At 72.2% G+C, this 24906-nt stretch carries 24 protein-coding genes; 10 read left to right on the forward strand and 14 right to left on the reverse strand.

Annotated elements, in window-relative coordinates; translation table 11 throughout:
- Positions 1-7 precede the first annotated feature (7 nt).
- The 4 genes from nudC to FHR82_RS27040 all read left to right on the forward strand — a co-directional run bounded on the left by nudC (position 8) and on the right by FHR82_RS27040 (position 2841).
- The gene (nudC, locus tag FHR82_RS27025) at positions 8-856 is read left to right on the forward strand and encodes an NAD(+) diphosphatase (RefSeq protein WP_221464254.1); all 849 of its coding nucleotides are present in this window, start codon (positions 8-10) and stop codon (positions 854-856) included.
- Positions 857-940: 84 nt separating this feature from the next.
- Complete coding sequence (locus tag FHR82_RS27030) at positions 941-1717, forward strand: class I SAM-dependent methyltransferase (RefSeq protein ID WP_184813270.1); 777 nt, start codon at positions 941-943, stop codon at positions 1715-1717.
- Between the two features lie 4 nt (positions 1718-1721).
- Positions 1722-2342: a phosphoribosyltransferase gene (locus FHR82_RS27035; RefSeq protein ID WP_184813271.1), complete on the forward strand. Its 621-nt coding sequence runs from the start codon at positions 1722-1724 to the stop codon at positions 2340-2342.
- Positions 2343-2355: 13 nt separating this feature from the next.
- The gene (locus FHR82_RS27040; RefSeq protein ID WP_221464255.1) at positions 2356-2841 is read left to right on the forward strand and encodes a barstar family protein; all 486 of its coding nucleotides are present in this window, start codon (positions 2356-2358) and stop codon (positions 2839-2841) included.
- A gap of 197 nt (positions 2842-3038) precedes the next feature.
- On the opposite strand, the gene FHR82_RS27045 is transcribed toward FHR82_RS27040, so the two are convergent.
- Together FHR82_RS27045 and FHR82_RS27050 are read right to left on the reverse strand one after the other, a co-directional pair.
- Entirely contained in the window at positions 3039-5555 is a 2517-nt protein-coding gene (locus tag FHR82_RS27045; protein WP_184813272.1) for a DEAD/DEAH box helicase, read from the reverse strand.
- A 136-nt stretch (positions 5556-5691) separates the two neighbouring features.
- Positions 5692-6732 (reverse strand): hypothetical protein, encoded by a 1041-nt coding sequence (locus FHR82_RS27050; RefSeq protein ID WP_184813273.1) that lies wholly within the window; start codon positions 6730-6732, stop codon positions 5692-5694.
- A gap of 202 nt (positions 6733-6934) precedes the next feature.
- Between FHR82_RS27050 and FHR82_RS27055 the strand changes: the two genes are divergently transcribed.
- Together FHR82_RS27055 and FHR82_RS27060 are read left to right on the forward strand one after the other, a co-directional pair.
- Positions 6935-8191 carry an SGNH/GDSL hydrolase family protein gene (locus FHR82_RS27055; protein WP_184813274.1) on the forward strand — a complete coding sequence of 419 codons (1257 nt, stop codon included), beginning with the start codon at positions 6935-6937 and terminating at the stop codon, positions 8189-8191.
- 120 nt (positions 8192-8311) lie between these two features.
- Complete coding sequence (locus FHR82_RS27060; protein WP_184813275.1) at positions 8312-9109, forward strand: SGNH/GDSL hydrolase family protein; 798 nt, start codon at positions 8312-8314, stop codon at positions 9107-9109.
- A 132-nt stretch (positions 9110-9241) separates the two neighbouring features.
- Here the strand turns inward: FHR82_RS27060 and FHR82_RS27065 are convergent, their stop codons facing one another.
- The 9 genes from FHR82_RS27065 to FHR82_RS27105 form a co-directional block, all read right to left on the reverse strand.
- Positions 9242-9661, reverse strand: a complete 420-nt coding sequence (locus FHR82_RS27065; RefSeq protein WP_184813276.1) for a DUF6010 family protein — start codon at positions 9659-9661, stop codon at positions 9242-9244.
- A 74-nt stretch (positions 9662-9735) separates the two neighbouring features.
- A complete protein-coding gene (locus FHR82_RS27070; RefSeq protein ID WP_184813277.1) occupies positions 9736-10053 on the reverse strand; it encodes an antibiotic biosynthesis monooxygenase family protein in 318 nt (105 codons plus the stop codon).
- Positions 10054-10075: 22 nt separating this feature from the next.
- Positions 10076-10759 (reverse strand): FHA domain-containing protein, encoded by a 684-nt coding sequence (locus tag FHR82_RS27075; protein ID WP_184813278.1) that lies wholly within the window; start codon positions 10757-10759, stop codon positions 10076-10078.
- Between the two features lie 4 nt (positions 10760-10763).
- The gene (locus FHR82_RS27080; RefSeq protein ID WP_184813279.1) at positions 10764-12095 is read right to left on the reverse strand and encodes a vWA domain-containing protein; all 1332 of its coding nucleotides are present in this window, start codon (positions 12093-12095) and stop codon (positions 10764-10766) included.
- The gene (locus FHR82_RS27085; protein ID WP_311771297.1) at positions 12096-13124 is read right to left on the reverse strand and encodes a PP2C family protein-serine/threonine phosphatase; all 1029 of its coding nucleotides are present in this window, start codon (positions 13122-13124) and stop codon (positions 12096-12098) included.
- 2 nt (positions 13125-13126) lie between these two features.
- On the reverse strand, positions 13127-15568 hold the full coding sequence (locus tag FHR82_RS27090; RefSeq protein ID WP_184813281.1) for a serine/threonine-protein kinase: 2442 nt from the start codon (positions 15566-15568) through the stop codon (positions 13127-13129).
- Positions 15565-16773, reverse strand: coding sequence for a hypothetical protein (locus FHR82_RS27095; protein WP_184813282.1), 1209 nt, complete (start codon positions 16771-16773; stop codon positions 15565-15567). Before FHR82_RS27095 ends, FHR82_RS27090 begins: the two co-directional genes overlap by 4 nt.
- 15 nt (positions 16774-16788) lie before the next feature.
- Positions 16789-17775 (reverse strand): glutamate ABC transporter substrate-binding protein, encoded by a 987-nt coding sequence (locus FHR82_RS27100; protein WP_184813283.1) that lies wholly within the window; start codon positions 17773-17775, stop codon positions 16789-16791.
- Complete coding sequence (locus FHR82_RS27105) at positions 17772-19121, reverse strand: GlnX family signal transduction membrane protein (protein ID WP_184813284.1); 1350 nt, start codon at positions 19119-19121, stop codon at positions 17772-17774. Before FHR82_RS27105 ends, FHR82_RS27100 begins: the two co-directional genes overlap by 4 nt.
- Positions 19122-19307: 186 nt before the next feature.
- Here FHR82_RS27105 and FHR82_RS27110 point away from each other — a divergent pair, with 186 nt between their 5' ends.
- The 4 genes from FHR82_RS27110 (at position 19308) to FHR82_RS27125 (ending at position 22381) form a co-directional block, all read left to right on the forward strand.
- Positions 19308-19706, forward strand: a complete 399-nt coding sequence (locus tag FHR82_RS27110; protein ID WP_184813285.1) for a GntR family transcriptional regulator — start codon at positions 19308-19310, stop codon at positions 19704-19706.
- Positions 19703-20605: an ABC transporter ATP-binding protein gene (locus FHR82_RS27115; protein ID WP_184813286.1), complete on the forward strand. Its 903-nt coding sequence runs from the start codon at positions 19703-19705 to the stop codon at positions 20603-20605. Before FHR82_RS27110 ends, FHR82_RS27115 begins: the two co-directional genes overlap by 4 nt.
- Positions 20606-20678: 73 nt before the next feature.
- Entirely contained in the window at positions 20679-21557 is an 879-nt protein-coding gene (locus tag FHR82_RS27120) for an ABC transporter permease (RefSeq protein ID WP_184813287.1), read from the forward strand.
- Positions 21557-22381, forward strand: coding sequence for an ABC transporter permease (locus FHR82_RS27125; RefSeq protein WP_184813288.1), 825 nt, complete (start codon positions 21557-21559; stop codon positions 22379-22381). Before FHR82_RS27120 ends, FHR82_RS27125 begins: the two co-directional genes overlap by 1 nt.
- On the opposite strand, the gene FHR82_RS27130 is transcribed toward FHR82_RS27125, so the two are convergent.
- The 3 genes from FHR82_RS27130 to FHR82_RS27140 are packed head-to-tail and all read right to left on the reverse strand — an operon-like array spanning position 22365 to position 24809.
- Positions 22365-22991 carry a maleylpyruvate isomerase N-terminal domain-containing protein gene (locus FHR82_RS27130; protein ID WP_311771298.1) on the reverse strand — a complete coding sequence of 209 codons (627 nt, stop codon included), beginning with the start codon at positions 22989-22991 and terminating at the stop codon, positions 22365-22367. The two genes, FHR82_RS27125 and FHR82_RS27130, sit on opposite strands and share 17 nt — an antisense overlap.
- 13 nt (positions 22992-23004) lie before the next feature.
- A complete protein-coding gene (locus FHR82_RS27135; protein ID WP_184813290.1) occupies positions 23005-23670 on the reverse strand; it encodes a response regulator in 666 nt (221 codons plus the stop codon).
- The gene (locus FHR82_RS27140) at positions 23667-24809 is read right to left on the reverse strand and encodes a sensor histidine kinase (RefSeq protein WP_184813291.1); all 1143 of its coding nucleotides are present in this window, start codon (positions 24807-24809) and stop codon (positions 23667-23669) included. The genes FHR82_RS27135 and FHR82_RS27140 overlap by 4 nt, the downstream gene beginning before the upstream one ends.
- Positions 24810-24906 lie beyond the last annotated feature (97 nt).

Genomic DNA, 24906 nt, shown 5'->3' on the forward strand with positions numbered 1-24906 from the left:
TGCACGGGTGCCGAAGAACGTCACTCTGCCGTACAACGGGCTCGCTCTCGACCGGGGTCGTCGCGGGGACCCGGACTGGCTGGCCGCCGCCGCCACGACCGGGCGCGTGCTGGCGTTCTGGCGGGACCGGTGCCTCGTGGCCGGCGGGGAGCCGGTGAACCTGACCGCGTCGCTGCGGGAGACGGTGTTCCTCGGCGAGGGCGCGGTCGCCGTGTTCGCGGTGGACCTGTCCGATGTGGACGAAGCGGCGGCCGTGGGCGAGGCGGACGCGGACGAGGCCGTCGACATCCGGGGCCTGTTCACGGGGCTCGACCCGCAGGAGGCGGCCACCCTCGCCTACGCGCGCGGCATGCTGCACTGGGCTCGCAACCAGCGGTTCTGCGGTGCGTGCGGCGGCGAGACGGCGGCCGAGCAGGCGGGTCACGTGCTGCGCTGCCAGGGTTGCCGGAAGATGCACTTCCCGCGCATCGAGCCCGCGGTGATCATGCTGGTGACGTCGCAGGACCGGCGGCGCTGCCTGCTGGCGCGACATCGCGGCGCGACGGCGTACTCGACGCTCGCCGGGTTCCTGGAGATCGGGGAGAGCCTGGAGGACGCGGTGCGCCGCGAGCTGGCCGAGGAGGCCGGGGTGCGGGTCAGCGAGGTCGTCTACCAGGCGTCACAGGCGTGGCCGTTCCCGTCCGGGCTGATGGTCGGGTACCGCGCGGTCGCCGAGACCGACGAGTTCGCCGTGGACCACGACGAACTGGACGAGGCGCGCTGGTTCACCCGCGCCGAGGTCCGCGCCCTCGGTGCGAGCCGCCCGGACTCCATCGAGTCGTACCTCGTCGGCGAGTGGCTGGCGGAGGAGCAGTAAAGGATTATCGCCACGCGTGCGTGGTTCGTAGACTCCGCCCGTGGCGACGAGCGTCGGACTGACGACCGAGGACGGGCCGGCCCGGTGAGTTTCGAGGATCTGGTCGCCGAGGCGGCGGCCGTCTCCGTCGACGGCTGGGATTTCTCCTGGCTGGACGGCCGCGCGACGGAGGAACGTCCGCCGTGGGGGTACCAGCGCTTGATGGGCGAGCGCATGGCCAGGGCGTCCGTGGCGCTGGACATCCAGACCGGTGGCGGCGAGGTGCTCGCCGGGGTACCGCGTCTCGCCCCGACGACCGTCGCCGTCGAGGCGTGGCCACCCAACCGCCGCCGCGCCGCCGACCACCTCCTCCCGCGTGGCGCCCACGTCGTGGCCGACGACGGTGAGCCGCCGTTTCCGTTGCGCGCCAACACCTTCGACCTCGTGGTCAGCCGCCACCCCGTCCGGGCGTGGTGGGACGAGATCGCGCGCGTGCTCGCACCGGGCGGCACGTACCTGTCGCAGGAGGTGGGGCAGGGGAGTGGCGCGGAGCTGGTGGAGTTCTTCCTGGGGCCCCAGCCGTGGGCGGACCGGAACCCGCAGGCCGCCCGCGCGATGGCCGAGGCGGCCGGTCTCGAGGTGGTGGACCTGCGCACGGCTCGGCTGCGCACGGAGTTCCTCGACATCGGCGCGGTCGTCTACTTCCTCCGCAAGGTGATCTGGATGGTGCCCGGCTTCACCGTCGACGCCTACCGCCCCCGGCTGCGGGACCTGCACGAGAAGATCACGGCCGATGGCCCGTTCGTCGCGCACACCACCCGCTTCCTGATCGAGGCCAGAAAACCGCGCTGGGCGCGGGACGGCGACAGGGGCGACACTTGATGGCATGCGCTTCCGAGACCGCGCCGACGCGGGACGGGTGCTCGCCGCGCGCCTGAAGCACCTTCGCGCCGCCGACCCCGTCGTCGTCGGGCTGCCACGTGGGGGAGTGCCGGTCGCGGCGGAGGTCGCGGCCGCCCTGGGGGCACAGCTGGACGTCGTCCTCGTGCGGAAGATCGGTGCGCCGGACCGGGAGGAGCTGGCCGTCGGCGCGATCGGGGAGGACGGGGTGACCGTCCGGAACGACGCCGTGCTGCGGGACCTGGGGCTGTCCTGGGACGACCTCGCCGACCAAATCGAGCGGGAGCGGGCCGAAGTGCGGCGCCGGGCGGACATCCTGCGGCCGGGGACGCGGCCGGACCTGCGCGGCCGCACGGTGATCCTCGTAGACGACGGGATCGCCACCGGCGCCACCGTGGTCGCCGCGTTGCGGGTGCTGCGGGACCTCGGGGTCACGCACATCGTGCTGGCGGTGCCCGTCGCGCCGCCGGACTCGCTGGCGGCACTGGCGCCGCTCGCCGACGAGGTCGTGTGCCCGTCCAGGCCGAGGCGGTTCGCGGCGGTGGGGCAGTGGTACGACGACTTCACGCAGGTCCCGGACGAGCGGGTGCGCATGCTGCTGGAGTGACTACGCTGATCACGTGGCACCTTCCGGCGCGGACTTCGACCTGCTCAAGAACGGTCCGGTGACGCTGTACCACCGTCAGGAGGTGCTCGACGAGGCGGTCACGACGCTCGTCGGCCTCGGCTACCTCGTCCACCGGCTCGACGCGCGTGCCTGGGCCACCCGGGCCGACTTCGCCGCCGCCGTGCGGGAGGAGCTGGATTTCCCCGACCACTTCGGCGGGAACCTCGACGCGTTCAACGACTGCATGCGTGACGTCGCCGCCTTCTCCTACGGCGCCGACCGCGAGTCCGCGGGCACCGTCCTCGTGCTGACCGGCTACGACACCTTCGCCGCCCGGGACCGCCGCGCCGCCCAGATCATCCTCGACATCGTCGCCGACAACGCGCGGGTCGGCCTGCTCCACGGCCACCGCATGGTCTGCCTCGTCCAGTCCGACGACCGGGACATCCGGTTCGAGCCCGTCGGCGCGACGCCGGTCGGGTGGGCCGATCGGTCATGACCGGCGCAGGGCGTCCGTCAGCAGTTCGATCAGCCGCGTCGCCTGGTCCGGGCCGGTGGTGACGAGGAAGATCCCGACCAGGCCGGTCCCCACGTCCTCCGGGGCCACGTCGTCGCGGAGCGTGCCTCGGGCGTGGTGTGGGGGCTTGCGGTCCCTCCCCGGCGCTCGCGGGTTTCGCGCCTTCGGTGCTTTCGGGTCTAGAGCTGGCCCGCGTCCAGGACCTTCACCGCCGCGGCGCCGATCTCGTCCGAGTCGGCCAGGTCGACCTCCGCGACGATGCCCCAGTCGCCGTCGCCCGCCGGGTCGTCGAAGATCTGCCTGACCTCCCACCTGTCCTCGTGTTCGGTGATCATCAGGAACTTCGGGCCTCGGGCGTCGGGGCCGGTGCGGATCTCGTCGTGCTCGTCCCAGTACGGCACGAGCGCGTCCATCCACGCCTCGGTGTCCCACCCGGCGTCGCCGTCGAGTGCGCCGAGGTCGGCGTAGCGGCGGGCCGCCGCCAGCTGCACCCGGTGGAAGAGCGCGTTGCGAACCAGCACCCGGAACGCGCGCACGTTGCGCGTCACCGCCGGGACCCGCTCGTCGGCGTCCGCGGACACGGCGTCGTCGTCGGGGTTGGTCAGCTTCTCCCACTCGTCGAGCAGGCTGGAGTCGACCTGCCGCACCAGCTCGCCGAGCCACTCGACGAGGTCCGACAGCTCCTCGGTCTTGGCCTCGTCCGGCACCGTCTGCCGCAGCGCCTTGTACGCGTCGGCGAGGTAGCGCAGCACGATGCCCTCGCTGCGGGCCAGCTGGTAGAAGCTCACGTACTCGACGAAGGTCATGGACCGCTCGAACATGTCGCGGGCGACGGACTTCGGCCGCAGGTGGTAGTCCGACACCCACGGGTGGCCGCGCCGGTAGGTCTCGAACGCCCCGTTCAGCAGCTCCTCCGCGAGCGGCTTCGGGTAGGTGATGTGCTCGAGCAGCGTCATCCGCTCCTCGTACTCCACCCCGTCGGCCTTCATCGCCTGCACTGCCTCGCCGCGCGCCTTGTGCTCCTGCGCGGACAGGATCTGGCGCGGGTCCTCCAGGGTGGACTCGATGACCGACAGCACGTCCAGCGCGTAGGACGGCGACTCCATGTCGAGCAGCTCGATGGCGGCCAGCGCGAACGGCGACAGCGGCTGGTTCAGCGCGAAGTCCATCTGCAGGTCCACGGTCACCCGCACCGAGCGGCCCGCCTCGTCCGGTTCGGACAGCCGCTCGACCACACCGGCGGAGAGCAGCGCCCGGAAGGTCGCGATGGCGCGGCGGATGTGGCGGCGCTGCGCAGGCCGGTCCTCGTGGTTGTCCTCCAGCAGCTTGCGCATGGCGGTGAACGCGTCGCCGGGGCGGCCGATCACGTTGAGCAGCATGGAGTGCGAGACCGCGAAACTCGACGTCAATGGCTCCGGCTCGGCCTCGACGAGCCGCTGGAACGTCGGCTCACCCCAGCCGATCGACCCCTCCGGCGGCTTCTTCTTCACCACCTTGCGGCGCTTCTTCGGGTCGTCCCCGGCCTTGGCGAGCGCCTTCTCGTTGTCGATCACGTGCTCTGGCGCCTGCACGATCACGTTGCCGACCGTGTCGAAGCCCGCCCGGCCAGCCCGCCCCGCGATCTGGTGGAACTCGCGGGCCTTGAGCAGCCGCACCCGCTGACCGTCGTACTTGGACAGCGCGGTGAACACGACCGTCCGGATCGGCACGTTGATGCCGACGCCGAGCGTGTCGGTGCCGCACACGATCTTCATCAGGCCCGCCTGCGCGAGCCGCTCGACGAGCCGCCGGTACTTCGGCAGCATGCCGGCGTGGTGCACGCCGATGCCGTGGCGCACCAGGCGCGACAGCGTCTTGCCGAAGCCCGCGGTGAACCGGAAGTTGCCGATCAGCGTCGCGATCCGGTCCTTCTCCTCGCGGGTGCAGACGTTGATGCTCATCAGCGACTGCGCGCGCTCCAGCGCGGCGGCCTGCGTGAAGTGGACGACGTAGATGGGGGCCTGGTTGGTGCCGAGCAGCTCCTCGATCGTCTCGTGCAGCGGCGTGAGGCGGAACGAGTAGAACAACGGCACCGGCCGCTCCACCGACGTGACGACCGCGGTCGGCCGCTCGGTGCGGCGGGTCAGGTCCTCCTGGAACCGGGTGACGTCGCCGAGCGTGGCGGACATCAGCAGGAACTGGGCGTCGTTGAGCTCCAGCAGCGGGATCTGCCACGCCCAGCCGCGGTCGGGCTCGGCGTAGAAGTGGAACTCGTCCATGATCACGAACCCGACGTCCGCGGCCGAACCCTCGCGCAGCGCGATGTTGGCGAGGATCTCCGCGGTGCAGCAGATGATCGGCGCGGCCGCGTTCACGCTGGAGTCGCCGGTGATCATGCCGACGTTCTCCGCGCCGAAGATGTCGCACAGCGCGAAGAACTTCTCCGACACGAGCGCCTTGATCGGCGCCGTGTAGAAGCTGCGCTGCCCGTTCGCCATCGCGGTGAAGTGCGCGCCGGTGGCGACCATGCTCTTGCCCGAGCCGGTGGGCGTGGACAGGATGACGTTCGCCCCGGAGACGATCTCGATCATCGCCTCCTGCTGCGCCGGGTACAGCGACAGGCCCCGTCCCTCCGCCCACGTGGAGAAGGCGTCGAAGAGGGCGTCGGGATCGGCGCCGGAGTCGGTCCGTTCGGGGAGCAGGTCGGTGAGAGTCATGGTGACGACAGTGTTGCACCCCGTCGCTCTCGCTCAGACCCGTCCCATGTCTCGTGCCTGCCAGGTTCCCGAGGCGGAGATCGGTGTGCTCATCGGCCGGCCGCCGAGAAGCACGCCGGATCCCCGCTTCGGGAGGCTAGGCGCGGCGGTCGATCCGTTGGCGGCGCCGCGGGTCGTAGGTGTTCTGGCGGGGGACGGTGGCGCCGACGGGCGGCGGGTGCGCGTCCCGCCACCAGCGCAGCGAGGTCGGCACCGGCCACGGCGGCATGAGCTCGGCGACCTTCTCGTGCAACGCCAGTGCCTGGTCGCACCGCGTTCGCCACGTCCTGGTCATGGCCGCGACGTCGTGCCGGGCGGACAGGGTCCGGTCGCCGAGTGTCAGCTGGGCGTGCAGCGAGTGCCGGTAGATCCCGTCGGGGGACAGGTCGGTCGGCACGGCGCCGCCGCACTCGGGGCAGGCGCACGGCCAGCGGTCCGCCAGCTCCGGTGTCCGCTCGACGATCCGCGCGAGCACGGCGGGCCGGTGGTGGCTCAGCAGCGCTGGCACGAACAGGCCCGACGTGGTGGCCAGCGCGCCGGCGTGCGCGCCGTGGCAGACCGCCCCGAGCGCGCCGATGTCCGACCGCAGCAGCATCACCGGCACAGTGACGGTCAGGAGCCGGACCAGGCCGCGCGTGACGTACCGGGTCGTGAACGAGTCGCCGACGATCGCGATCGCGACGGGCAGGCGCGCGCTGTTCAGCGTGGCGACGAGCCGGTCGATCCACGCCGGCACGGCGAACCAGCCCGCGCCGAGGGGCAGCGTGACGAGCAGTGGCGGCGGGTGGCCGCGGGCGTCGGCGAGGAGCCGGTGCAGCCCCGGCCAGTCGCCGGGGGCGAGGAATCCGGAATCGGTGAGGGCGACGAGGCCGAGGTCGTGCTGTTCCGCTGTCCACGCCCTGCGCAGGCCGGCACCCGCGCGGAGGGGATGGTTACCGGCGTAACGGCCCGCGTCGCACAGCAGCGGTCCGTCGTAGCCGGTGCGGAGTAAGTGCCGGACCGTGTTGCGCGGCTTGGCACCCGTCAGCACGAGTCCGGAGTGGTAACCGGAGGCGATGTCGGCGGCCATGACCGCCTGTTCCGGCGCGCACTGGACGAGCAGTCGGCGTAATAGGTCGTCGACCCTGGGTTGGGTCATGCCCTACACCGTGCACTGTGTGCTGTAGTTCTGTCACGCGTTGTCACGCCTCTGCGTGAAGAAAGTCCGCCAGATGGCCCTCGTCGCTACAGCATGTGCTCGAACGGGTGCGCTAAAGCACACGCGATCTTGACGCGCGGCACACCTGGTGGTCTCATTCGCGTGAAACTTATTCACGTTCGTGGCCGGTCGGGAGGCCGTGATGTCCCTGCTCAAGCGTTATCTGGTGGCGGCAGGCGCCGCCGTCGCGGTGGCCGGTGCGATCGCACTGCCCGCGACGGCGGCGGAACCCGCTGCCGCTCCCACTGCCCTGCCCACCGCGGCCGTCGCCCTCGGCGACAGCTTCATCTCCGGCGAGGGTGGCGGCGGCTACTCCGCCGTCACCGACGTCAACGGGGTCTCGCAAGGGTTCCCGGGGTGGTCGGCGGCCAACAACAACGCCTACTTCTGCCACCGGTCGCCGAACGCGTCGCTGCACCGCGCGACGCTGCCCGGCATCCAGGACCGGTTCAACCTCGCCTGCTCCGGCGGCCAGCCGCACGACATCACCAGTCCGTCGGCGAACCGCGAGAAGGGCCGCACGGTCGCCGCCCAGCTCGACCAGCTCCGCGGGGTGGCGCAGACCCACGACGTCGACCTCGTGCTCGTCGGGCTTGGCTCGAACAACAGCTCGTTCACGTTCGGTGACGCCGCCTCCGTGTGCGCGAACCGGTTCATCGCCGACGCGTGGACCGGCTGGTGGGAGTTCTGGGCCGGCGACCCGCCGCAGGAGCCGTGCACCATCGGCGACCTCGCGACCGACGCTGAGGTGGCCGCGGCCACCACGGAGACCACGAACGCGCTGCGGGCGCTGCTGACCACTTTGGACCAGGTGGACGCCGACGGACAGCACCGCGTGGTGTTCCAGGACTACACCAACCCGCTGCCGCAGGACTACGCGCAGCGGTACCACGAGGAGGACGGCCGCGCCGACGACCGCGACAAGTTCCGCGACCTCGGCGCCGAGCGGTACGCGGCGGGCTGCCCGGCCCACCGGGCGAGCCTCGCGGCCGGGCACCTGTTCTCGCAGGCGCTGGGCCGGATCGTCCAGTCCGCGCACCAGGCCCTGTCGGCGGAGTTCCCGGCCGACGACCTCGTGTACCTCAACGTCCAGGGCGCCTTCAACGGCGCGCGGCTGTGCGAACAGGACGGCAGCCCGGACAACGCCCTGGCGACGCCGATCCGGCTGATGGACGGGCCGAGCGGGACGTTCGTGACGAGTCTGTCGGGCAAGGACAAGATCGCCATCCAGCGGATCGCAGGCACGTGCGTGGACTACTTCCAGACGTGCCAGGAGTCGTGGCACCCCAACGCGAACGGTTACGGAGTGCTCGGACAGTGCCTGTCCGGTGCTGCGACAACCGGCAACAGGCAGGTGTCGTGCGTCCGGCAGGGTGACGGCAGCGTGTCCGTCGGGTAGCGGCTGCTCCGTTCACGTGGGAATCTGGCAACGTTAAGGCCCGTCGGGTGGATTCCCGACGGGTCGTCCACATCGGATCATGAGCGGGTTCGGGAAAACCTGCGTCCCGTGGAGGCAACAGTGCGGTTCCCTCGACCCGTTCTCCGCTCTCTCCTCGTCACCGCCGTGGCGGCGGCGACCGTCATCGGGCTGGCATCGCCCGCCTCGGCAGCGGCAGGCAAGTATGTCGCGCTCGGTGACTCCTACTCGTCCGGCACCGGCGCGGGCAGCTACGGCAACAGCGGCGGCTGCAAGCGCAGTGCGAACTCCTACCCGCAGCTGTGGGCGAACGCGAACGCGCCGTCGGCGTTCTCGTTCGTCGCCTGCTCCGGCGCGGTCACCAGCGACGTGCTCAACAACCAGGTCTCGGCGATCACGTCCGACACGGCGCTCGTGACCATCTCCATCGGCGGCAACGACGCCGGCTTCGCCGACGTCATGATCACCTGCAACACCAGCTCGGACGCCACCTGCGTCAGCCGCAACCAGCAGGCGCAGACCTTCGCCAGGGACACGCTCCCCGGACGGCTGAACAACGTCTACACCCAGATCCGCAACCGGGCACCGAGCGCACGGGTGGTCGTGCTCGGCTACCCGCGCATCTACAAGGTGGGCGGCTCCTGCTGGGTCGGCCTGAGCGAGACCAAGCGCGCGGCCATCAACCAGTCCGCGGACGTGCTCGCATCGGTGATCTCCGGCCGCGCCGCCGCGTACGGGTTCTCCTTCATCGACGCCAGGAACTCCTTCGCCGGCCACGAGATCTGCGCGTCGGGCACGCGCTGGATCAACAGCATCACGTGGCCCGTGGACGAGTCGTACCACCCGAACGCGTCCGGCCAGCGGGGCGGCTACTACAACCCGCTGGAAGCCGTGGCGTGACGACGGCGGCGGCCCGGTCCTGGAACAAGGGCCGGGCCGCCTGCCAGTCTGGGTGGTGATCTGCGCGGCGTCTCCGGGTTGGCATCTTCGGGCTCGTTGGCGGGTGGCGGGTCGCCCCGCAACGGGGGCTGTTCACTCCGTCCGTGTGGCCGGACGGGGGCGTGTCGTCATGGTGCGAAGGGTCTCGAACACCGACGGGCCGCCTGCCAGGCACCAGACGGCGATCACCGGGTCGCAGATCGCGCAGCCCAGTGAGCTGTGGTCGGCGAACGGGACGATCGGTTCGCCGCGCACGTGGTGGACCACGTCCCACGCGGTGTGGAGGAGCCAGCCGATGCCGATGAACGTCCACGACTCCAGGCCGCGGTAGGCGACGTAGGTGAGGACCGCGGTGAACGCGAACTCCCACGGGCCCAGTCCGCCGCCGGACAGGTAGGCGGCACCGGCGCCGCCGACCATGATCGCGTTGAAGCGGCGGCGGGCCGGTTCCGGGATGAGGGAGTTCAGGAGCACGTACGCGACGCCGATCAGCACCGCCACCACGATGTTCACGTCAGCAACGTAGGACGCGGCCTGCCGGGCTGACAGTGGCGTGAGTGCCGTGCACCAACGGATTCTCGCCAGCGCTACCCGTTCTTCGGTGCCGCCTGCTGGATCACCTCGAACGACCACGCCGACGAGTCGGTCGCCGCCGGGCCGCGGCCGCCGCCGCTACCGCCGTGGCCCTGCCGCATCGAGCCCTCCATCCACTTCTGGAAGTCCTCCTCGCTGCGCCAGCGCGTGTACACCAGGTACTTGTCGGTGCCGTCGACCGGTCGCAGCAGCTCGAACCACTCGAAGCCGTCCGAGTTCTCCACCATGCCCGCGCGGGACGCGAACCGCTGTTCGAGCTGTTCGCGCATCTCCTCGGGGACGGTCAGCGCGTTGATCTTCACGATGCTCATGCCACCCATGATGGCCCACCGCTCAGGTGCGGCGCAGCGTAATCCTGGTCCACGCGCCGATGTACACCCGGTCGTCCTCGCCCAACGGCCTGGGGGTGTTGGGGGGCAGGGGTTTCTTCTCGTCGTTGACGACCGTGCCGTTCGCCGAGTCGAGGTCCACAATGGACCACGTGCCGTCCGCCTGTGCCAGCAGCACCGCGTGCAGGTGGGACACGCCGGGGTCCTCCGGCGGGCCGATCAGGTCGATGTCGGGCTGGATGCCGCGGCTGCGGCTCTGCCTGCCGATGCCGACCTGCTTGCCCGCCAACGGGAAGTGCCGGTCCGGGCAGTACGGCGGGAACGCGATGCCCGCCGCGTCCGGACCATCGACCGCCATCACCGAGTCGTAGTACGCCCGGTCCGCGGTGACCGTCGCGGTCCACGTCGTCGCCTCCGGGAGGCGGTCGGCCGGCACCGGGGGAGCGGGGGCCGGGGGAGTCACCGCCGCGGGCGCCGCCGCCATGGAGTCGTGGCCGCACGCCTCGCAGAACCGTCCTGCCAGGTCCGAGCCGCACGCCTTGCAGGTCGCGCCCGCCGCGGGCAGGTCCGGTTCGGCGGCCGCGGGCGCGTCGGGAGCCGCGGCCGCGGCCGCGCCGCCGATCTCGCGGCCGCAGACGTCGCAGAACTCGTCGTCGGCCGACGAGTGGCCCTGCGGGCAGGTCGCCATGCGGTCAGGCCTCCTCGGAGCCCGGCACCGCGTCCGGCTGCTTCTTGCGCACCCGCATGGTCTTCGACGACCGGGTGTCGAGCGTCATCTCGTCCACGGCCTCGACCTTGCGCTTCAGCCGCACGGTGCCGGTGCGGGCGTCCTCGACGTCCACGACCTTCGAGAGCAGCTTCGCGGTGTCCGAGTGGCCGGTCTCCGTCGCGAGCTGCACCGCGCGGCCCAGCTTCGCGGTCGCCGTCTCCACGTCGCCCGACTTGCGCGCCTCCAGGCCCTCCTGGATCACCGCGGCCAGCTCGGCCTGCCCGGTGTAGTGGGCGACCTCGCGGTTGATGCGCGTGGACAGCGCGGTGTCCTCGGTCCACACGGCCAGGATGCGGCCCTTGCCGAGCACCTGGTCCGGGTTCCCGCCGGTGCCGGGCACGACCAGGCTCACCCGGCCCGCCATCATCTTCTCGCCGGTCGCCGCGGCCGGGACCTGCACGCAGACGTGGTAGTCGCGGGTCTCCGACCCCCACGAACCGGTCGGGTAGTCGCCCTCGCGGGGGGTGGTGTCGGTGCGGCGCGCGGTGAGGTCGACGAGTGTGGGCTCCACCTGCTTCACGAACTTGACCGTCGCCCCCTGTGGCGTCCACAGGCGCAGCGACACGTCCGCGACCGCCTTGTCCATGGCGCCCGCGGCCATCGCGCGGAAGTCCGCCTCCAGGTCCTCGGGCTGCGCGACGATGTCGACCGTGCCGAGCAGGGTGTCGGCGATCGTGCGGAGCTCCTTGACCTCCCAGTCGGTGCCCACCCCGCGGCAGTCGCACACGAAGTGCCCGGTGACCTGCTGCAGCGTGGTGGCGAGCTGGCGCGGCGTCTCGTGCATGTTCTGGCCGTCGGTCAGCAGGATCGCGTGCCGCATCGGCGCGGCCGACGTGGCGAACAGCGCGTCCGCGAGTGCCAGCCACTTGCCGATCGCGGTGCCGCCGTTCGCGGCGAGCTGCGCGACGGCCTGCTTGGCCTCGGCGCGGGTCGTCGGCGACGACACCACCATGCCGTGCTGGTAGGGGTACACGCGCCGGGCCTCGTCGGTGCCCGCCACCACCGCGAACTCGACGCCGTCGCGCAGCGTGTCGATGGCGGCCGCCGTGGCCTGCTTGGCCGACGTCAGCTTCGTGCGCGGCACGTGCATCGAGCCGGAGCAGTCGATGATGATCACCTCGGCCGCGCCACCCGACGTGGCGGGCCCGGTCGGCGCACCGGACGCCGTGACGGTGACGATCGCGTTGACCTCGGTCGACCCCGAGGAGAGGTACTCGTTCTGGTAGACCTCGACCGCGAAGTCCGGCTGCGTCATCTACTCAGTCCCTTCCGTCGGGGGGAACGGCACGATGACCGTCGTGATGTTGTCGTGGCCGCCGAGGTCCAGCGCGAGCTTCGTCAGCCCCGCCGCCGCGACCATGCCGCCCTCCTCGGGCATCGCCTCGGCCAGCGCCGCCGCGTCCGGCACGTAGTTCCACAGGCCGTCGCTGCACAGCAGCACGAACCCGGGACCACCCGGCTCGACGGTGACCACCCTCGGCTCGATGTCGCCCGCGTCCGCGCCGATCCACTTGGACAGCGCGTGCGCCTGGTGCACCGCGTTGGCCTCCTCCGGGCTCATGCCCTCGGCGATCAGCTCGGCGGCGACCGTGTCGTCGGCGGTGAGCACCTGCGAGGGCATTGCTCCTCGGTGGAGCTCGCGTGGCGCGTCGGGCCCCGGGTCCGGCGCCGCGATCCAGTACACGCGGCTGTCGCCGACCGACCCGACCGTCACCTTCTCCGGCGTCACGACCGCGGACACGAACGTGCACGACGGTGCGGTGCCCGGCACCGACGGATCGGCCAGCTCCGAGACCACCTCGATCGCCTTCGCGACCGCGGCCCGCGTCGCCTCCTCGGCGTCGCCGTTCTCCAGCACCGCGTCGAGCAGCACACCCAGTGCCTCGTCGACCGCGCGCTGGGACGCGCTGTCCGCGCGGTCGGAGGTGGCGACGCCGTCGCACACCACGCCGACGACCGTGGGCGGGGCGTCCGCGCCGAGCACGGTGCCGTACGACATCGAGTCCTCGTTGCGGGCCCGCCGCCGCCCCTTGTCGCTGACGCCGACGACCATGCCGAGGTCGCTCTCCATGCGGTCGCGGCCGCTGGGCTGCGCCCGCCCGCAGTCCGCGCAGAAGCCGTCGGCGTCGATGTTCTCGCCGCCGCAGGCCACGCACGCGCCGCCGGCCAGCTCGTTCACCGGCCCGCCCACCGGGGTCCTGCGCACGAGCAGGCTCTGGCCGCAGCTCTCGCAGAACCGGTCCTCCTGGCCGACGGCCGCACCGCACCCTGGGCAGCTGGTCACAGTCACACCCACGTTGTCGGCCGGATCTGGTTGGCGCTGTCCACCAATGCGATGCGCTCCCTCGTGTTGTCCGCGTGCCGCGCGAGCGTCCGGTAGGTCTCCTCCAGCGCGACCCGCAGGTCGTTCTCCCTCAGTGGGCAGCCAAGCACAGTACCGCCGGCGCGTCCGCCCTGGGTGACCCACTCGAACGCGGCCGTGAGCAGCCGTTCGCCCGCCAGCGCCTTCGGCTCGGCGTGCAGCTCCAACCCGGACAGCAGCGCACCAGCGGAGGTTAGATCGTCTTCGGCCAGCTGCGCGGCAGGAACGTTCCGCACCCGCACGTCCGCGGCGGCGAGCCGGGCCGCGGTGTGGTGGTTCGACGTCTCCGGCACCGAGCACAGCACGTCGAACGCCTCCAGCCGCCCTCCCCGCGCGAGCAACGCCCTGGCCAGGCCGAACGCGGCGGTCACGTACGTGCGGTCGGTGCGCCACACGACGCGGTGGTACCGGTCGGCCGTCGCGTGGTCGCCCACCGCCTCCGCGCACACCGCGAGCGCGAGCTTCGGCGCGGCCTCGCCCGGCACCGCCGAGTAGACGCGGTCGAAGAACTGGCTCGCGCTCTTCGCGTCCCCGGACGCCAGCGCGGCCACGCCGCGGTACCAGTCGACGAGCCACAGCCGGTCCAGGTCCCGCACCTCCCGCACCAGCTCGTCGAGCTTGCGGCGGCCGGTTTCCACGTCGCCCGCCTCGAGCAGGGCCCGGACGAGCCGCAGCCGCACCTCGACGGAGTTCTTCGGCGCCTGCCGCAGCTCGTCGGCCAGCGCGGCGGGCTCGGTGGCGGTGACGGTCGCGAGGAACGCCGCGGACGGGTCCGTCCCGTCCACCCTCGGCACCGGCAGCGCGTGCACCAGCGACGGCAGCGACTCGGCCGCGTCGAACGCCACGTCGATGCCGAACGAACGGCGCTCCGGGGTGAACTCGGCCGACGCGCCGGGCCTCGGCATGCCGTCCTCGGCGGCCAGCACCTCCCGCAGCACGCCGGTGAGCTGGTCCTTCATCTCCTCGGCGGAGGTGAACCGCGCCTGCGGTGCCTGCGCGGCGGCCCGCAGCAGGAACCGGTGGTAGGAGTCGTGCTCGGCGAGCAGCGGCTCTTCCGCCGGGTTCGGCAGGCGGTCGACGTAGGCGCGCTGGAAGTCGAACGGGAACGTCATCACCGCGAGCGTGCGGCCGATCGTGTACAGGTCCGACGCGATCGACGGGCCCGCGGTGGCGATCTCCGGCGCCTGGTAGCCGACCGTGCCGTACACGGCGCTGTCGTCGTCGTCCATGTGCCGGACCGCGCCGAGGTCGATGAGCTTCAGCTGCTCCTCGGTCTGGATCACGTTGTCCGGCTTGAAGTCGCAGAACAGCAGGTTGAGCGTGTGCAGGTAGCCGATCGGGGGCAGCATCTCCAGCGTGTAGGCGATGGCCCGCGACAGCGGCAGGCACGCCTCCGTGCCCTGGACGGCCCGCACGTCCTTGAGCATCTCTTTGATGGACTGACCGCCGACGTACTCCATCACGATGTAGCCGACCAGCGCGCCGGTGTCCGCGTCCGGGTGCTGCACGAAGTTGTGGATCTTGACGATGTTCGGGTGCTCCACCTCGGCGAGGAACCGCCGCTCGGCCACCGCCGCGGCCATGGCGTCGGTGTCGCCGGTGTCGAGGAGACCCTTCATCACCACCCAGCGGTCGGCGACCGCGCGGTCGAGCGCGAGGTAGATCCAGCCGAGACCGCCGTGCGCGAGGCAGCCGAGGACCTCGTACTGGTCGTGCAGCACCTCGCCGGGGGACAGCTTGGGGGAGAAGGAGAAGCGGCGGCGACAGGACGTGCAGAACCCCTCGGTGCGGCCGGGCTGGCCGTCGCGGCCGCGGCCGACCTTCGCGCCGCAGTTGCTGCAGAACCGCTTGTTCTCGGGGACCTTCGGGTGGGCGAGGATCGCGGACTTGGGGTCGCGGTAGGGCACGCGGGGGATCTCGACCAGACCGGCGCCGAGCAGGCCGCGGCTGGACGAGCGTGCCGAGCCGCGACGCGAGCTGGTCGTGACGGCGCCCGTCGACGCGGTCCAGCCGGTGGCGACCGAACCGGTGCGAGTGCTGACGGTCCGCGCGCTGTCCGCCTCGGTGTCCGGTGCGGCGGCCGCGGGCGCGGGGACGGGGGTGCCCTCCGGCGCCTCCAGCCCGCAGCTGTCGCAGAACCCGTCCTCGTCGAGCGTGCCCGCACAGCCCGGTCGCGGGCAGTTACCCGGGACCCCGGTACCCGCGGCGATCGACGCCGGAGTCGGGGGAGGAGGAGGGGACGGCGCCGCGGCGGGCGTGCTCGGGGTGGCGGCGGCAGCTCCGGCGGGGGCTTCCAGCCCGCAGGTGCCGCAGAAGCCGTCCTCGTCGAGGGTGCCGCCGCAGCCCGTCCGGGGGCACTGGGTCATTCGGTTCTCTCCTCGCGGGGCTGCGTCCGGTCCTGGATCGCCTGGCGGTAGCGGTTGAGTGCTCTCGTGGCCGCGGCCAGGTCGCACGGCGCCGTGAACAGGATCTGCTGTGCCTCGCCGTGCAGCCGCGCCAGCTCGGCGTCCTCCGCGTGCCCGAGGCGCGCGGCCTTCACCTGGTAGGCCTCCAGCCTGCCGCGCAGCTCGGCCCGCCGGTCGAGCAGACCGGTGATGGCCCGCAGCGCGGTCCTGGCGTTGGCGAGCGCGGTCGCGGCGACCCGGTCGAGGTCGTCGGCCTCCCGCGCCAGCACGTCCCAGCCCACGGCGCCGTACCGGTCCGTCAGCCGCCGCAGCCGGGCCCGCACCGTGGCCGAGCCCTGCTCGCCCGGCACGGGCAGGCCGGGGGCGGCGATCTTCTCCAGCACCGCGGGGTAGGTCTGGCGGGCGGTGGCCTCGACCGCCTCGATGTCCGACAGCACCGACTCGAGCGCGGTGAGCCGGGCCGTGAACTCGTCACGGACCCTGGCGAGCCCGGCCAGCCGGGTCTCCAGTGCGGCGATCCGCCGCTCGACGTCCGGCAGCGCGTCGGTGGCCTGGACGGTGAGCACGTCGGTGAGCACCATCTCGCGGGCCTTGTCCAGGTCGCGGCGGACCGCAGCCACCTCGTCGGTGGCCGCGCCGACCGACTCGGCCCGCACCGACACCGCGTGCAGCCTGCGGTCCAACGGGTCGAGCCTGCCGATGGCGGCCGACCACGCCGACTCGGCGGCCGCGAGCACGGCGGTGACCGTGTCGAACGCCTGCCGCATCCGCGACAGCAGCTCGGCGAGCGTGATCCGCTCGGTCACCTGCGCGGGCCCGGTCAGGCCCCGGCGCTCGATGGGGATCGCCTCGGAGTTCAGCTCGACGATCGGGCCGTGCAGGATGCCGGTCAGCTCCGCCAGCTCCTCGTCACCCGGCCGCGACCGGCGCGCCCGCACCTCCCGCGCCCGCGCGAGCAGGTCCCGGTAGGTCGCGAACTGCTCCCACAGCGTGGCCATCGCCGTGCGGGCCTCGGCCCACCGGGCCGCGGTCAGGCCGGTGAGCGCCGTGTCCTTGAGCAGCCGGTGGCCCGGGTGCGTGTCCATCTCGACGAGTGACTGGGCGATGCGGTCGTTGTCGCCCTGGACGGCCGCGAGCGCGCGGTCGACCTCGTCCCTGCTGAGCACGGTGCCGTCCACCGGTCAGGGCCGGTACGTCGCGGGCGGGGGCGACGCGGGGGTCTCGAGCAGATCCCGCAGCCACAGGTTGTAGATCTGCGTCCACCGGCCGCTGGTCCGCAACTGTTCGAGAACGGCGTTCACGAACCTGGTGAACTCCGGCGACTCCTTGGACATCGCCATGCCGTACGGCTCATTGGCCAACGGCTCGCCCACCACCTCGGTGAACGGGTCCTGTGCCCGGAGCCCGGCGAGGATCGTGTCGTCCGTGGACACCGCGTCGACCTGGTTCTGCTGCAGCATCACGAGGCAGTCGGTCCAGCCGTCCACCCCGATGCCGACCGGCCTGGGGTCGGTGTCCACGTTCACGATTCGGGCGATCGACGTGGAACCCTTGGCAGCACACACCTTCTTGCCCGCCAGCGACCGGATGCCGTCGAAGCCGGACTTCTCCTTGACGAGCACCCGCTGGCCCGCCAGGTAGTACACCGAGGAGAACTCGACGTCCTCGCGGCGTTCGCAGTTGATCGTCATCGTCTCCACGACGAGGTCGACGTCGCCATTCTTCACCGCGGGCACGCGCTGCGCGGAGGTGAGCACCTTGAACTGGATGGCCTCCGGATCGCCGAAGATCGCCTTCGCGATCTCCTTCGCCATGTCGATGTCGAAGCCCTGGAGCTGTCCGGTGGACGGGTCGCGGTACCCGAACTGGTAGGTGTTCTGGTCGACGCCGACGATCAGCTTGCCGCGTGCGTGGATGCGCTGCATCGCCGTGTTCGTCGCGAAGTCGCCCGGCGGGGGCGGCGGGCCGTCGGGGCGCAGGCTCGCGGTCGGCTCGCCGCAGCTCTTGTCCGTGCCCGGGGCGGGCAGATCGGACACCTCGGCGGCGCCCTTGGGCATGGGCGGCCCGACCGGCGCCTCCCGCCGGTCACCGACCTCGTCGGCCGACGTACACCCCACCGCGGCCATCGCGACGGCCGCGAGCAGCGCGGCGACCTTGGTCCGCTTCATCGGTACTCCTTGAGCCGCTGCCAGATCCCGGTCGCCGCGCCGGCCGCCGCCACCAGCGCCAGCACGATCACGCCGATCACCGTGCCGGTCAGCGCGTTGCTCGCCTGCCCGACCTCGTCCTCGAACCGCGCCTCGGTGGTGACGATCGCCTCGCGCAGCGAGTTGTCGACCGCGTCGAACTTCGTGGCCGCGCCGGTGTCGCCCGGGTCGATCGCGAGATCGACGGCGTCGAGGTACACACCGTCGTCGTCGAGCTGCCGGATCCGCTGGTGCACCTCGTGCCAGTCGTCCTGTGCGGCGCTCGCCGCGCGCACCGCGTCCCGCACGGTGCCGTCGGACGCCAGCTCCTGCGCTCGCCCGAGTAGTCCCCGGTCGCCCGCGAGCTGTCCGATCGCGTCCTGGTAGCCCTCCTCGAACTCCTTGCCGCTGCCGCGCGCGACGAGCGTCATCGTCTCGTCGCCGCGGGCGGCGAGTGCCGCGATCCTGGCCTGCGCCAGCACATCGGTCTGCTCGGAGCCGTGTTCCTGGCTCGCGTTCACGTTCGCCATCACCCCGATCGTCGCGACCAGCACCCACGCCAGCGACACGACGGCGGCGCCGGTCGCGACGAGGAGCCCGACGTTGAGGCGCCTGCGGGTCCGCCGCCGCACGTAGCGCTGCGCGAAGAAGAGCAGGACCAGCGTGATCAGACCGAGCACGACCTCCACGACCGGCAGCCTGGCCGCGCGGTCCTGGTCGGCGCGCAGCACCGCGGTCTCGTCGGTGTACAGCCGCTCCGCCGCGGGCAGCAGTTCCTCACGCATCAGGTTCGAGGCCGCGCGCTGGTAGGCGGCGCCCACCGGGAGCTTCTGGCGGTTGTTGGCGCGCGCGGTCTCCACGAGTCCGGTGTAGACGGACAGCTCGCGGGAGAGCACGGCGAGCGGGCCCCGCGGGTCGGCGAGGTCGGCCGGTTCCCTGGCCGCCACCGCCGTGGCGAGCGCGGACTCGGCCTGTGCGATGTCGGACTCGTACCTGGTGCGGACCTCGGCCCGCTCCAGTCCGCCGGCCAGGAACGCGCTGTTGGCGGTGGCGTCCGCGTCGGACAGCGACCGGTACAGGTCCTGCGCGGCGATCGACAGCGGGCCGCTGCGGGCGGTGAGGTCGTCGAGCGCCTTGGCGCGGCCCTGGACGGTCACCGCGGTGAACAGGCCGACGAGGATGCTCACCAGCACGAGCGCGACCGTGAAGACGACCAGCACGCCGGGCGTCGTCTTCGCCAGTTCGCGCAGCTCACCGACCCTTCCCGCGCGCTGGGAGGGCGGCGCGGCGTCGGTCCGCACGGGCGGGGGAGCGGTGGGAGCACTCACAGCACAGTCCCCCATAAGGCGATCGTCAACGCATGAACCTTTCGCACCAGCCCCCGACGGTGATCGTCAGCGTAGCTGTGGACCCGCTGGTGCCGTTGCCATTTCGCCGCATTCGGCCGACCGGGTTGACAACCGTTGCGTCTACCTCCACTATTTCACTACTTCATTAGTGAAAGGGTGTTGCTGGTGATCGACTTTCGTCTTGATCGCGGTTCCGGCGTCGCCACGTACCTGCAGCTCGTGCACCAGGTGAAGCACGCGCTGCGCCTGGGGGTCCTGCGGCCGGGTGACCGGCTGCCGACGGCGAAGGAGGTCGTCGACAAGTTGGCGATCAACCCGAACACGGTGCTCAAGGCGTACCGGGAGCTGGAACGCGAAGGGCTCGTGGCAGGCAAGCCGGGGCTCGGCACGTTCGTGCAGCGAACGCTCGGTGGCGCGTCGGTGACCGAGCACGCGCGGTTGCGTGACTCGCTGGCCGGGTGGGTGTCCGACGCCCGCACGGCCGGCCTGGACCCGGAGGACATCGAGGCGCTGTTCGCGTCCGTGGTGCTGGATTCGTTTCGCATAGGGGAGGACACGGCATGACCGCTGGCACAACGGCACTGGCCGCTACCGGTCTCGGCAAGAAGTACCGGCGCACCTGGGCGCTGAAGGACTGTTCCCTTTCGGTGCCGGAAGGCCGGGTGGTGGCCCTCGTCGGCCCCAACGGGGCAGGCAAGACCACGTTGCTGCACCTCGTGGTCGGCCTGCTCGCGCCGGACCAGGGCGACGTGACGGTGCTCGGCTCGTCGGCGGGCACCACGCGGACGCTGTCCCGCGTGGCGTTCCTCGCGCAGGACAAACCGCTCTACGACGGCTTCTCCGTGGCGGACATGCTGCGCTTCGGCGCCAGGACGAACCCGGGGTGGGACCAGGACATGGCGGTGCGCAGGCTCGCGTCGCTCGACATCCCGCTGGACCGCCGGGTCGGCAAGCTCTCCGGCGGCCAGCAGGCGCAGGTGGCGCTGACGGTCGCGCTCGCGAAGCGGCCCGAACTGCTCGTGCTCGACGAGCCGCTCGCCAACCTCGACCCGCTGGCCCGCCACGAGGTGATGCGCGGGCTGATGGCGGCGGTCGCCGAGAGCGGGATGACCGTGGTGCTGTCCTCGCACGTCGTGTCCGACCTCGTCGACACGTGCGACTGGCTCGTCGTGCTCAACGGCGGCCGCGTCCAGGTCTCCGGCGACATCGAGGACCTGCTCGCCGGGCACCGGCTGCTGACCGGTCCCGCGGAGCTGGCCGACGGCGTCGCAGGCCGGCTGGCGGTCGTCGACGACGACCGGACCGACCGGCAGGCCACGCTCCTGGTCCGCACGGGCGAAGGGCGGCCGCCGCTGGACCCGAGGTGGACCGACCGCGGCGTCAACCTCGAGGAGCTGGTCCTCGCGTACCTGCGGCGCCCGGACAGCGCGGCGCTGCCGAAACCGGCGCTGGCGAGGGCCTGAACGTGCGTCGGGCCTGGCTGGGGGTCACGCCCGGCAGCCATCGACAAGGGGCATCACAGAGGGGATATGAGACATGGTGTGGCTGACATGGCGGCAGCACCGCGCGCAGGTGCTGGTGACCGCCGGTTTTCTCGTGCTGGTGGGGGTGCTGCTGCTCGTGCACGGGCTCGGCGCCGACGGGCTGACGGGGGACGCGTTGACCGCGCGGTTCCAGTCGATCTACACCTACGTCAGCTGGCTGCCCGCGGTGCCGCTGGTCGCCGGGCTGTTCTGGGGTGCGCCGCTGCTGGCGCGGGAGCTGGAACGGGGCACGCACCGGCTCGCGTGGACGCAGTCGGTGACCAGGCGCCGGTGGCTCGCCACGAAACTGGGCTTGCTGGGGCTCGCGGTCACCGTGGCGGGGCTCCTGCTCGGCGTGATGGTGAGCGCCTGGCTGACCGCGTTCGACGGCGTCCGGTCCGCCGACCGGTTCTCCGACCCGGTGATGTTCGGCGCCACCGGGGTGGCCGGGGGCGTGTGGTGGCTGTTCGCGTTCGCCATCGGCACCGCCGCAGGCGGCCTGACCCGCAGGACACTGCCCGCGTTCGCGGTGACCATCGCGGTGTTCCTGACCGCCATGTTCGCGATGTTCGCGGTGTTCCAGGTGCGGGACCTCTACGCGGAACCGGAGCGGATGCTCGCGGAAGGGCCGCCCGCGGACGCTTTCGTCACCGACTCGGCGTTCGTGTCCCCGGCCGGTGTCGAGGTGTCCGGCGACGTGCCGGAGTGCGCCACGGCGGGCCGGGACACCTACCTGGACTGCGTCGACGAGGCCGGTTACCGATCTGTCCTGTACTACCAGCCCGCCGACCGGTACTGGCGGTTCCAGTGGACGGAGGCCGGGCTCCTGGCCGTCGTGTCGGTCCTGCTGGCGGGCCCGGTCGCCTACCGCGTGGCGCGGCGGCCGGTCTGATGCTGTGGCTGACGTGGCGTCAGCACCGCGCGCAGACCCTGGTGACGGTGGTGCTGATCGCGGGCGCGGCGCTGCTGCTGGTGCTCGACGCGGTGCCGTTCGTTCTGGTGAAGACGTTGCCCGTGGTGCCGGTGTTCGTCGGGCTGTTCTGGGGTGTGCCGCTGCTGGCGCGGGAGTACGAGCGCGGCACCGACCGTCTCGTGTGGACACAGTCGGTGCCGAGGTCGCGGTGGCTGGTGGTGAAGTTCACCGTCCTCGGCACCGCGGTCGTGCTCGCCGGGCTCGCGTTCGGCGCCGTGGTGCTCGGGTGGACGGCGTCGGCGGACGCGCCGGTCGACCGGTTCTCCGACGAGGTCTTCGGCGTCAGCGGCGTCGTGGCGGGCGCGTGGTTTCTCGCGGTGTTCACGCTCGGTGCCGCGTCGGGGGCGGTGCTGCGGCGGATGCTGCCCGCGATGGCGGTGACCACCGCGGTGTTCGCGGGGCTCGTGGTCGGCGCGTACCTGGCGCGTGGGCACTACGCGGAACCGGAGGTCGCGCTCTCCGGTGCGCACGGGATGGCGGTGCCCGCCGACGCGCTGGTCACCGGCACCGGGGTGGTCGGCCCGGCGGGTGACCTGCTGTCGTGGGACGACGCGATGAGCGCCTGCGCGGGCGCGGAACCGGTCGGCTGCATGCGTGACCGCGGCTACGAACAGCAGTACACCCTGTACCAGCCCGCGGACCGGTACTGGCGGTTCCAGTGGACGGAGACGGGACTGCTGCTGGTCATCGCGCTCGTCCTGGCCGGCGTGACCGCGCGCCAGGTGGTCAACCGGTCGCGATAGGCGCGCTGTGCCACCGCCACTCGGTCCTCAGTGGACGACCGGGTAGCTCGCCGCGGCCCGTGGCCCACAACAGGGTGCGCCACGGGTCGCCGGTCACCTCGACGTCCGGGAAGAGCCGGGCCAGGACGCGCTCGCACAGGTCGGCGGGCGGCGTCCACGGCACGCCGAGCCCTGCGGCGATGTCCGCGGTGTGCACCAGCACTTCCACGACACCCATCGCGGCGAAACCCTCCGCGTCGGCGAGGCCGAACACGTGGTACCCGCGTGCCTCCGGCGGGGCCGTGCGCACGGCCGCCGCGAGCAGCGCCCCACACGCGTCCACGACCTGCAGCAACCCGGCCGGGCCCGCGTCGGGATCGGCGAACAGCGCGACCTCCGGGCCGCCCTCGCGCCGCGCGCTCAGGGTGAACGGGTCGGGGCCCTGCTCCTCCTGCGGCGTGCGGGCGATCTGCGTCGCGTAGTAGAAGAGGTCGTCGGCGACGTGCTCGGCCGTCTCCCAGCAGGTCCACGACACGTCACCGGCCGGGGTGTCCCAACCGGACGGTGCGGCGGCGAGGGCGCCGACCGCGAGGCGGACGGACAGGGCGACGTCATCAGCGGTTACCGGCACAGCCGCGACCGTATCAAGCAGGGGTGACAAGACCGGACTCGTACGCGGCGATCACCAGCTGCGCCCGGTCCCTCGCGGCCAGCTTGCTCAGCAACCGCCCGATGTGCGTCTTCACGGTGGCGAGCCCGAGGTGCAGGTGCGCCGCGATCTCGGCGTTGGACAGGCCGCGGGCGATCAGCAGCAGCACCTCCCGCTCCCGCTCGGTGACCCCCTCGAGCCCGGCAGGCCCGGCAGGCCTGGCCGTGGTTTCCGGTCGCCTGGTGAACTCGGCGATCAGCCTGCGGGTCACGGTCGGCGCGAGCAGCGCCTCGCCCTCGGCCACCACCCGGATCGCCGAGAGCAGGTCCGCGGGCGGTGTGTCCTTGAGCAGGAACCCGCTCGCACCGGCACGCAGCGCCGCGTACACGTAGTCGTCCAGGTCGAACGTGGTCAGGATCAACACCCGCACCGCCGAGGTCGCCGGATCGCCGCAGATCCGCCGGGTGGCCTCGATGCCGTCCATCCTCGGCATGCGCACGTCCATCAGCACGACGTCCGGCAGCGTCCGGCCCGCCAGCTCGACCGCCGCCACCCCGTCCTCCGCCTCGCCGACGGCCGTGAACCCCGGCTCGGTCTCCACGAGGAGCCGGAAACTGCCGCGCACCAAGGCCTGGTCGTCGGCCACCAGCACCCTGGTCACCTCGGCAGCACCGCCTCGATCCGCCACCCGCCACCGGTCTGGGGGCCCGCCTCGAACGTCCCGCCGTACACCGCCACCCGCTCCCGCATCCCGATCAGCCCGTGCCCGCCCGGACCCCGTTCGACCCTCGGGCCCGTGTTGGTCACCTCGATCCGCACATTCTCCTCGGTCACCGCCACCGTGATCGCGCACCGGGTGGGTGCCGCGTGGCGGACCACGTTCGTCAGCGCCTCCTGCGCGATCCGGTACACCGAAAGGCCGATGCCCTCGGGCAATGCCCCGGTGTCGTCGAGCGACAGCGACACCGTGACCCCGGCGGTACGGGCCCGCTCGACGAGCGCGGGGATGCCGGCCGGGCCCGGCGCGGGTGCCAGCGCCGGACTGTCGACTTCGGACCGCAGGACACCGAGCAGGTGGCGCATCTCGGTCAGCGAGCCCCGGCTGGCCGCCTCGATCACCCGCAGCGCCTCACGTGCCTCGGCGGGCCGTGCCTCGGCGACGTGGTTGCCGATGCCCGCCTTCACGGCGATCAGGCTCATGTTGTGCGCCACGATGTCGTGCAGCTCCCGCGCGATCCGCAGCCGTTCCTCGGCCACCGCCTGCTCGGTGCGCCGCACCGCCTCGTCCTCGGCGTGCCTGCGCCGCTCGCGGGCGGCGAACCCGAGCGCCCAGCCGGTGACGAGCACGAGCCAGCCGAACGTGACGCCGAGCAGGCTGTCGCCCCACGGCTCGGTGAGCGCGTCCGTGAACCGGTCGAACAGCATCACCGCGACGGTCCCGGCGAGCCCGGCCGCGAGTGCGGGCACCGACCGCCGCCGCGGCGCCTCGCTCGCCACCAGGTAGAGCGCGATGGCGACGGCGGTGACCGGTGCGCCCATGGCCACGGTGGGGATGACCCCGGTCAGCATGGCGACGAGGGAGGCGGCGAGGCAGACCGCGTACGCACGCACGGGTACCAGTCGCCGCACGGCGATGGGGCCCGCGACGAACACGGCGACCACCACCGACACCCAGCGCGGCTCTGCGATGCCGTCCTGTGCGTTGGCGTCGAGGGCCGCGTAGACGACGACGGCGAGCAGTGCCGCGGCCACGACCACGTCGAAGGCGACGAGGTAGCGGGAGCGCAACAGTGTCAGCACGACCCGACGGTAACCGGCACACCGGGGCTGTGGCGTCCCACCACGGGTTGACCCGTGGTGGCTGGCGCCCGACCCCGGGCGGACGCGGAAGTCCGGC

This window comes from Actinophytocola algeriensis, assembly GCF_014203735.1.
Lineage (GTDB): Bacteria > Actinomycetota > Actinomycetes > Mycobacteriales > Pseudonocardiaceae > Actinophytocola > Actinophytocola algeriensis.

Bases quoted from the DNA above. Each gene is read 5' to 3' on its own strand.
- FHR82_RS27035 (WP_184813271.1), top strand. From the start codon at position 1,722: ATGCGCTTCCGAGACCGCGCCGACGCGGGACGGGTGCTCGCCGCGCGC.
- FHR82_RS27045 (WP_184813272.1), bottom strand. From the start codon at position 5,555: ATGACTCTCACCGACCTGCTCCCCGAACGGACCGACTCCGGCGCCGAT.
- FHR82_RS27050 (WP_184813273.1), bottom strand. From the start codon at position 6,732: ATGACCCAACCCAGGGTCGACGACCTATTACGCCGACTGCTCGTCCAG.
- FHR82_RS27055 (WP_184813274.1), top strand. From the start codon at position 6,935: ATGTCCCTGCTCAAGCGTTATCTGGTGGCGGCAGGCGCCGCCGTCGCG.
- FHR82_RS27070 (WP_184813277.1), bottom strand. From the start codon at position 10,053: ATGAGCATCGTGAAGATCAACGCGCTGACCGTCCCCGAGGAGATGCGC.
- FHR82_RS27075 (WP_184813278.1), bottom strand. From the start codon at position 10,759: ATGGCGACCTGCCCGCAGGGCCACTCGTCGGCCGACGACGAGTTCTGC.
- FHR82_RS27080 (WP_184813279.1), bottom strand. From the start codon at position 12,095: ATGACGCAGCCGGACTTCGCGGTCGAGGTCTACCAGAACGAGTACCTC.
- FHR82_RS27090 (WP_184813281.1), bottom strand. From the start codon at position 15,568: ATGACCCAGTGCCCCCGGACGGGCTGCGGCGGCACCCTCGACGAGGAC.
- FHR82_RS27100 (WP_184813283.1), bottom strand. From the start codon at position 17,775: ATGAAGCGGACCAAGGTCGCCGCGCTGCTCGCGGCCGTCGCGATGGCC.
- FHR82_RS27115 (WP_184813286.1), top strand. From the start codon at position 19,703: ATGACCGCTGGCACAACGGCACTGGCCGCTACCGGTCTCGGCAAGAAG.
- FHR82_RS27120 (WP_184813287.1), top strand. From the start codon at position 20,679: ATGGTGTGGCTGACATGGCGGCAGCACCGCGCGCAGGTGCTGGTGACC.
- FHR82_RS27125 (WP_184813288.1), top strand. From the start codon at position 21,557: ATGCTGTGGCTGACGTGGCGTCAGCACCGCGCGCAGACCCTGGTGACG.